The following is a 7,247-nucleotide window of genomic DNA, read 5'->3' as shown; positions in this document are numbered from 1 at the left end:
GGCGACATCACCTGTGGGACGGAGTGAACGGAGTGGGGGAGGGGCGGCGGTGTCCCCGGAGTGCCGGGAGCACCGCCGGTGGTGCGAAGGGTGGAGCGGGTGCCGTGGCGCGGTGGCCGGGGCGGCGGGAGCGTCAGCCGTAGTTCTCGGCGATCGCGGTCACGGACGGGTCGCTGATGCTCTGCGGCGAGGTGCTGCCGCCCCCGTCGCCGGAATCCGCGTTGATCTGGTTCTTGAACTCGGTGAATTCCTTGACGATGTTGTCCTCGGCCCGGAGGTAGTTGTTGCCCGCGGCGCCCAGCGAGAAGGCGATGCGCGGCAGGATGGCGTTCTGCGCGCTCGCGTCGTCGCCCTGCTTGCCGAACAGGTCGGTCATGCAGGCGTCCCAGCGCTCGTAGAACGCCTCGACCTCGTCCTTCGTCCGGCCCGCCCAGGCGAGCTTCAGCCCGCCCATCACGGCATTGATCGTCGAGATCTGGGAGACGAGGTTCTCGACCAGCCCGCCGGTGCCGTCGGTACCGCCGAGCTGGGAGCTGAAGATCCGCAGAAGCTGGGCGTCGACATTGATCTGGGCGTTGTTGGCGCCACGGGCGCCGTAGACGGGCGCCTTCGTCGGGTCGAGGTCGATGGGGTCGGGCTGCTGCTGGGGGCTCACCGGTGCTCCTGGAGGGGGTGGGGAGCACACTCCGGGCCGGGGCGGGCGATGCGGGTGGCTCCCTCGCTGGCGTGGTCCTGACGCCCGGCATCGCCGCCGCACCGGAAGGCCGGGCGGCCCGTCGCGCGACGGCGTCCGCGGTCCGCGAGGCTAGTGCGTCTTGTGGAAGTTGTTGGTGTTGGTCTCCTCGACCTGCCGGTACTCCTCGTACGCGGAGTGCAGCCGGGTCGACATGTCGCGGAGCAGTTCGACGAGGACGGTCATGTTGTCGCCGAACTCACGCTGGAGATTGCCGAAGGTCGCGCCCGACGGGCTCTGCCAGACGCCCTCGGCGAGGTTGAGGACCTGCTTCACGAGCATCACGTCGTTCTCGATGCTGGCGGTGCAGCCCTTCACCGTGGACATGGCGTCGTGAAGGTGCTCCAGTTCGACGCGGAACTCGGTCTGGGTCAGGGTATGAGAGGCCACCCTGCGACCCTAGCGGCGGCCGCCGGACCCGGGATACGCCCCAATTCTCCGACAGGCGCGGTGTCTCTGAACGGGGACCTCCCCCAGGACCGCCGCCGTCGGCGTCTCTCTGAACTGGGACCTGGCAGGCCGCCGCCGCATCCGATGGGATGAGGTGGGATTGACCGGACCCTACCCGAGCGAACCCGGTGGAAGGCAGCGATGGCAGTAGACCCGAAGAACTCACGGCACGGCCCGCCCAGGGAGGACGACAAGGACGGGCCGCCGCAAGCGGATCCGCACCAGGACGACGGGAAGTCGGACGAACAGAAAGAGAAGGAGAAGCTGGAAGGGCAGATCGTCCCCTCGTACCAGCAGCCTCCCACCCTGTCGATGATCTGGGGTGATGCGCCGCCCATCACCACCTACCTGCCGAAGGGCGGCGGCGGGGGCGGTGGCGACAACCAGTCCGCGGGCATCCACCCGGCGATCAACGTCGGCGTCGGCACCATCGTCAATGCCATGCAGACGATGCTGGAGTCGTCCCGGCGCTCGGTCGACAACTACCAGACGCTGAAGGCGATCGTCTACACGGCCTCGACCGATAACGCCACGTTCGGCCAGCAGGCGACGCACAAGGACGACTGGGGCAAGCTCGACGGCAGCGCCACACACGCCAAGCAGAGTTCCCAAGGCGTGGGTCCCAACTACGCCAAGCACAACGGCGGCAACGAACCGGACGAGCAGGTGCAGGACGCCGCCAAGGCATACGCCGCAGCGATGGTCCCGAAGATGAACCAGGTGCTGGCGGAGTGCGCCAACGCCATCGAGCTGGCGGGTCAGTTCATCGTCCGGCTGGACCGCGCGGGCACCTACTACGCCAACGCCGACCACGCGTCCGTCTTCCCCGAGCCGCGGGGCAAGCCGATCGCGGAGTGACCGCCGCCCACCGGGCCCGGACGGCACACAAAGGGCCGGGGCACCGTGTTCCGTGAAACGGTGCCCCGGCCCCTTGCCGTCGTGCGGCGCCGGTCAGAGCGTCTGCACCGGCGGGATGTCCTCCGGCAACAGCGTCACCAGGTTCTTCGTCTCCGCCTCGGCGTCCGCCTCGTCCGACGTCGCGGACGTCAGCAGTGCGGAGTCCGCCAACCGCGCCGCATGACGTTCCGTCATCCGCTGGAAGAGCTGACGGGCGGTACGGCCGTTGCCGAACCGGTCGTCGCGTTCGACGCCCGCGAAGTACGTGGCCAGCGCCTCCGTCGTCGCGTCGCCCATCTCGTAGCGGTGCTGCTCGGCCTGCTGCCCCACGATGCCGACGAGCTCGTCCGTGTCGTAGTCGTCGAACAGCAGGGTCCGGGTGAACCGGGAGGCGAGACCGGGGTTGGCGTCGATGAACCGGCCCATCTCGTCGGGGTAGCCGGCCACGATCACCACCACGTCCTCGCGGTGGTCCTCCATCAGCTTCACCAGCGTGGAGATGGCCTCCATACCGAAGTCGTTGCCCTGGCCGTGCGGCACCAGCGCGTACGCCTCGTCGATGAAGAGGACACCGCCGACCGCCTGCCGGAACACCGCGGTGGTCTTCGGCGCGGTGTGGCCGACGTACTCACCGACCAGCGCGCCCCGGTCCGCCTCGACCAGATGACCACGGGTGAGCAGCCCCAGCGCGGCCAGCAGCCGCCCGTAGAGCCGGGCCACCGTCGTCTTACCCGTACCGGCGTTGCCCGCGAACACCAGATGGCGGCTGAGCGGGGGCGGCGGCAGGCCCGCCTCGGTGCGGCGCCGGACCAGCTGCATCAGCTTGACCAGCGTCTCCACGTCCTGCTTGACGCGCTCCAGACCGATCAGGGCCCGGAGTTCGGCCAGCAGGTCCTCCAGCGACTCGGCGGACGCCTCGACGGTCTCGGCGCCCAGGGACGGGCCGGTGCCGGGCGCGCCGCCCGCCGCCAGCGCGCGGGCGCCGGCCGGCGCGGGGCCCGTCGCGGACACCGGCAGGGTGCTGTCCTTCACCGCGTCGACCCGGCACTCCTCGAAGACCGGATCCGCGCCGTCCGCGACCTTCAGGTCCTCGTCGGTGTCACGGACCACGCACCGGCGCACCACCGGCTTCGCGTCCTTGCCGACGTAGAGCGCCGGGAAACCGGTGGCCGAGATGTCGCAGTCGGTCAACAGTCCCGCCGCGCCGTCGGCGATGTACACGCCGTTCTTCGCGGAGCGGGCGATACGCACCCCGCTGACCCGCGGCCGGGCGCCGTTCCACAGCACCAGGGCGCTGCCCTTGCTGTCGGTGATCTCGCAGCTGTCCAGCCAGGCGGTGCTGCGCTCGCCGAGGAACACCCCGGCCGAACGGCTGCCGCGCACCCGGGTGTCCGCCACCAGCGCGCCGGTGTCCGCGGTCACCTCCAGCCCGGTGCCGCAGTCGGTGATCTCGCAGTTGTCGAGCAGCGGACGGTGCGCGGAGGTCAGGCTGATGCCCGTACCGGCGTCCGTCACCAGGCAACGACGCGCCGTCAGGTCGCCGCCGTCCACCGCGATGCCGGACAGCTCGGTCGACTCCACGCGGGTGCCGGTCAGCGTCAGCAGGGCGCGTTCGGTGACCCGCGCGCCGTGCTGGGGGGTGCCGCGCAGCTCACCGTCGCGGACCGTGGCACGGGCGGAGCCCGCCAGGTGCAGGGCGGTGAAGGCACTGTCGGTGACCGCGCAGTCGATCAGCGTCAACTGCGCCTCGTCAGTGGCGAAGGCGCCGTTGGCGCGCGAGCGGGCGAGGCCACCGCCGCGCATCTCGACCTGTGCGGTGCCGCCCGCGGCCAGACCGCTGTCGGCGGAGTCGCCGACGGTGGTGGCGTCCAGCCGCAGCACCGCGCCCTGGGCGGCGAGCACGCCGACGCCCCCGGACTCGTCGACCCGGCAGGAACGCAGCGTCAGCAGCACCGGACCCGCGGCCTGGACGCCCGCGGTGCCGCTCCGGGCGATCTCGCAGTCGTGCAGCAGCACGCCCGCGGTGTTCCCGGACGCCCCGGCATCGCCCTCCGGGCCGCTGCCCGCATCGGTGTCGTCCGGTGCGGGGGCCGGGGTGGTGCCGGTGGCGGAGGAGGTGACGAGAACACCCTGGGCGGCGCCGTCGGTCAGCCGGCAGGAGCGCAGCACCGGCCGGGCGTCGTCCTCGACGGCGAGCGCCGCCTTGGCGGTCCTGGCGATCTCGCAGTCGGTGAAGCTGCCGGTGGCCGGTCCGCGCATCAGAACGCCGTGCCCGGCCGCGGTGTTGACGGTGAGCCCGGTGACGGTGGCGTCCGCGCCGTGCTCCACCAGCAGCGCGGTGCCGCCGGTGTCGGTGACGGTCACCCGCTCCAGCGTCGCCCGGCTGTCCCCGCTCAGGCGTACGGCGGGCCCGCCCGCGTCGTGCACCCGGCAGTCGCGCAGCGTGGGCGCGGCGGTGCCGGTGACCTCGATGCGGCCGCCGGTGATCTCACAGCCGTCGAGGACGGCGGTGCCGCCCGTCACGGCGACCGCGGGCTGATCCGGGTCGATGCCCTGGACCGTGAGCCCGCGGATCTCTCCGGCGCCGCCGAGCACGGTCAGCGGCGTGCCACGGGAGGCCATCAGGCGGACCGTTCCGGCGCCCTGCTCGGCGACGATGCTGATGTCCCGTTCCAGGGTGATGTTCTCGGTGTAGGTGCCGGGTTGGACCGAGAGCACGGTGCCCGGTCCAGCGGCGCGCAACGCCGCGCCGATGGTGCGGTGCCCGCCCCAGCCCCGGGCTCCGACGCGCAGTGCGGCCGCGCCGCTGGACCGCCCGATCATGCCGGAGTGCAGCTGAGCTGGACCGGCCCGGCAGCGTCGTGCGCGTCCTTGGTGGACGACGTGTAGTCGATGCCGGTGTTGAACATCTTGACGGTCACGAAGCCGCCGTCGACCTTGAACGGCCCGCGGGCCAGCCACTTGCCGTGGTTGTTGACCTGGTCGACGTCGAAGCTCCCGGCGGGGGTGCCGCCGCTGTGGTCCGACGCGTAGACCGCGTACTTGGCGGGGTGGCCGCCGACGTAACGGATGTCGGAGCTGCCCGGCACGAAGACCGCGAGGCGGCAGGAGGCGGCGCCCTTGATCTTCGCGTGGTAGTCGAACTTCCACAGCACGTACTGCGTCGCGTCGTACTTCGTCGACGAGCCGGACATCGGGACGGAGAGGTACTGGCCGTTGCAGCCGGAACCGGTGTAGCCGCCGTTCGTGGACTTCAGCCAGCCCGCCTCAGGGCTGAAGTTCGGGTCCTTCGTCCAGATCTTGGCGTCCGCGGACGACGGGCAGCCGTACCCGGCGAGCGCGGTGAACGACGGGACGGACTTCTGCGAAACGGTCTTGCCGCCCTCGCCCTTGGTGGCGGCGGGCGACGGCGGGGTGTGCGTCGAGCCCGTGGTGGGGCTGTCCTCGGCGGGGATGATCCGCTGACCGTCCGGCATCGTCTGCTGCTGGCCGCCGGTGCCGCCCGCGTTGCCGCCGGGGCCGTGGGGGCTGTTGGGGGCCGCCTTGCCGTCCTGGTGGTGGTCGGTGTTGGCGGTGGCGCCCGCCGGGGCGACCTTGTCGGCCTGGTTCTTCTTGTCGCCCGGGCTGTTGAGCGCGCCGATGGCGAGGGCGCCGAGGCTCAGTACGGCGACGACGGCGATGCCGATCGCCACCAGACGCTTGCCGGGCTTGCCCTGTTCGCCGTCGGGGCGGACACCGCCCACGAACGCGGAGACGAAGCCGTGCCGGTCCTCTTCCGGCAGGCGGCCTGGTGCCTCGGCAGCGGGCTGCGGGGGCTTCTCCTGGTCAGCCACGTACTCTCCAATTGTCTTGCCGTAACGGACAGGCGGCACAGAATACCGCCGAGGGGTAAACGGAAAATGTCCGCCAGGAAAATTCATTTCAGCTTGAGCGATTTGTCTTGCGGTGTCATGCGGATTTATTACGCGGCCGTGGCAAAGTATTACGCAATCGTGACCTGGAGTGGGGAACTATGGTGGCGGTGGATCCGTCCCCGGTGCACCTGTACGGGGTTTGACGCTACGTCAACGCTCTGACCTGCGGCCCCGTTGGTTCTGTCACGGATCTCCATCGATCCGTGCACTGTTGATTTTGTCCGGTACATTAAAAGGGCATCGACTCGCTGCCCGGATAGCGTGTCGAGCGGGGGACCTGAGCGTGACGCATTGACCTGAGGACGGGAATACGCATGTCCAATTGTGCGCGAATTGCCATTATCGAGCATCAGAATCTGGTCCGGCACGGACTGGAGAGGGTGCTTTCCCAGAGCCCACGGCTCGACGTGGTCGCCGCGGTGGAGCGTGTGCAGGACTTCCCTTTCGGCACCCCGGGACCCGACGCCATCCTGTACGGCCCGCCCGTGCACGACTGCGCCGCGGAGTCCGAACTGCCCGGACAGACCCTGGCCCGGCTCGTCGCCTGCGCCCCGGTCCTCCTGGTCTCGGACTTCCACCGCCCCTACCGCGTGCTGGAGGCCGTCCGCGCCGGGGTGCTGGGCTGTGTCACCGGACGGGTGGACGACGAGGAGCTGCTGCGCGCCGTCGACACCGTCGCCAGTGGTGGCTTCCATCTCTCCTCGACGCTCGTGCCGCGGCTCCAGGCCGAACTGCAGCAGCCCGGCGGCGCCGAGCCCCGCTCGCTCGCCCGCCGGGAGTTGGAGGCGCTGCGCCTGCTCGCCGAGGGCCTGACCCACAGTCAGATAGGCCGCCGGATGGGCCTGACCGAGGCCACGGTCAGCACGTACGTCAAGCGCATCCGCACCAAGCTCAACGTCGGCAACAAGGCCGACCTGACCCGCACCGCCATCGAGCTGGGCCTGCTGCGCGACCCCGCGGCGGCCGGTGGCGACGGTCCGCCGCTGCCCGCTCCGGGCCGGGCGCTCGGCCCGATGGCCAGCCGCTCCCGCTCCCTGCTGCTCGGCAAGAACTGACGGCGCCACAGGGACATCCGCCGTGCCGGATACCGCCGGCCCGGCACCGGACGGCACCTCCGGCGCACCGTGGTGACGCCGGACGGCGGTCACCACCAACGCCTGGCCGGGGGGGGGGGGGGCCGCGGGCTCCGCCCACGCGGCCCCGCGCCCCCCCCCGACCAGCTCCGCCCCCCCCGGGGCGCGGAGTGACATAGT

The 7,247-nt window shown here is 71.1% G+C and carries 6 protein-coding genes; 2 read left to right on the top strand and 4 right to left on the bottom strand.

Annotated features, from left to right (window positions below):
- Nucleotides 1-133: 133 nt before the first annotated feature.
- Together ACFWWQ_RS02095 and ACFWWQ_RS02090 are read right to left on the bottom strand one after the other, a co-directional pair.
- A complete protein-coding gene (locus tag ACFWWQ_RS02095) occupies nt 134-655 on the bottom strand; it encodes a hypothetical protein (protein WP_384588598.1) in 522 nt (173 codons plus the stop codon).
- 150 nt (nt 656-805) lie between these two features.
- Nucleotides 806-1,123 (bottom strand): WXG100 family type VII secretion target, encoded by a 318-nt coding sequence (locus ACFWWQ_RS02090; protein WP_384588595.1) that lies wholly within the window; start codon nt 1,121-1,123, stop codon nt 806-808.
- Nucleotides 1,124-1,324: 201 nt separating this feature from the next.
- Between ACFWWQ_RS02090 and ACFWWQ_RS02085 the strand changes: the two genes are divergently transcribed.
- Entirely contained in the window at nt 1,325-2,041 is a 717-nt protein-coding gene (locus ACFWWQ_RS02085; RefSeq protein WP_384588592.1) for a hypothetical protein, read from the top strand.
- Between the two features lie 93 nt (nt 2,042-2,134).
- Here ACFWWQ_RS02085 and ACFWWQ_RS02080 read toward each other — a convergent pair whose 3' ends face one another.
- Together ACFWWQ_RS02080 and ACFWWQ_RS02075 are read right to left on the bottom strand one after the other, a co-directional pair.
- On the bottom strand, nt 2,135-4,903 hold the full coding sequence (locus ACFWWQ_RS02080) for a right-handed parallel beta-helix repeat-containing protein (RefSeq protein ID WP_384588589.1): 2,769 nt from the start codon (nt 4,901-4,903) through the stop codon (nt 2,135-2,137).
- Nucleotides 4,900-5,913 (bottom strand): hypothetical protein, encoded by a 1,014-nt coding sequence (locus ACFWWQ_RS02075; protein WP_384588585.1) that lies wholly within the window; start codon nt 5,911-5,913, stop codon nt 4,900-4,902. The genes ACFWWQ_RS02080 and ACFWWQ_RS02075 overlap by 4 nt, the downstream gene beginning before the upstream one ends.
- A 461-nt stretch (nt 5,914-6,374) precedes the next feature.
- On the opposite strand from ACFWWQ_RS02075, the gene ACFWWQ_RS02070 reads away from it, so the two are divergent.
- Nucleotides 6,375-7,049 (top strand): LuxR C-terminal-related transcriptional regulator, encoded by a 675-nt coding sequence (locus ACFWWQ_RS02070; protein WP_384588581.1) that lies wholly within the window; start codon nt 6,375-6,377, stop codon nt 7,047-7,049.
- Nucleotides 7,050-7,247 lie beyond the last annotated feature (198 nt).

The sequence above is a fragment of the Streptomyces sp. NPDC059080 genome (genome assembly GCF_042739975.1).
Taxonomy (GTDB): domain Bacteria; phylum Actinomycetota; class Actinomycetes; order Streptomycetales; family Streptomycetaceae; genus Streptomyces; species Streptomyces benahoarensis.
This window is presented reverse-complemented; position numbering and strand designations above follow the sequence as displayed.

Excerpts from the sequence above, each read along its gene's own strand:
- ACFWWQ_RS02085 (WP_384588592.1), top strand. The coding sequence starts at position 1,325 with ATGGCAGTAGACCCGAAGAACTCACGGCACGGCCCGCCCAGGGAGGAC.
- ACFWWQ_RS02080 (WP_384588589.1), bottom strand. The coding sequence starts at position 4,903 with ATGATCGGGCGGTCCAGCGGCGCGGCCGCACTGCGCGTCGGAGCCCGG.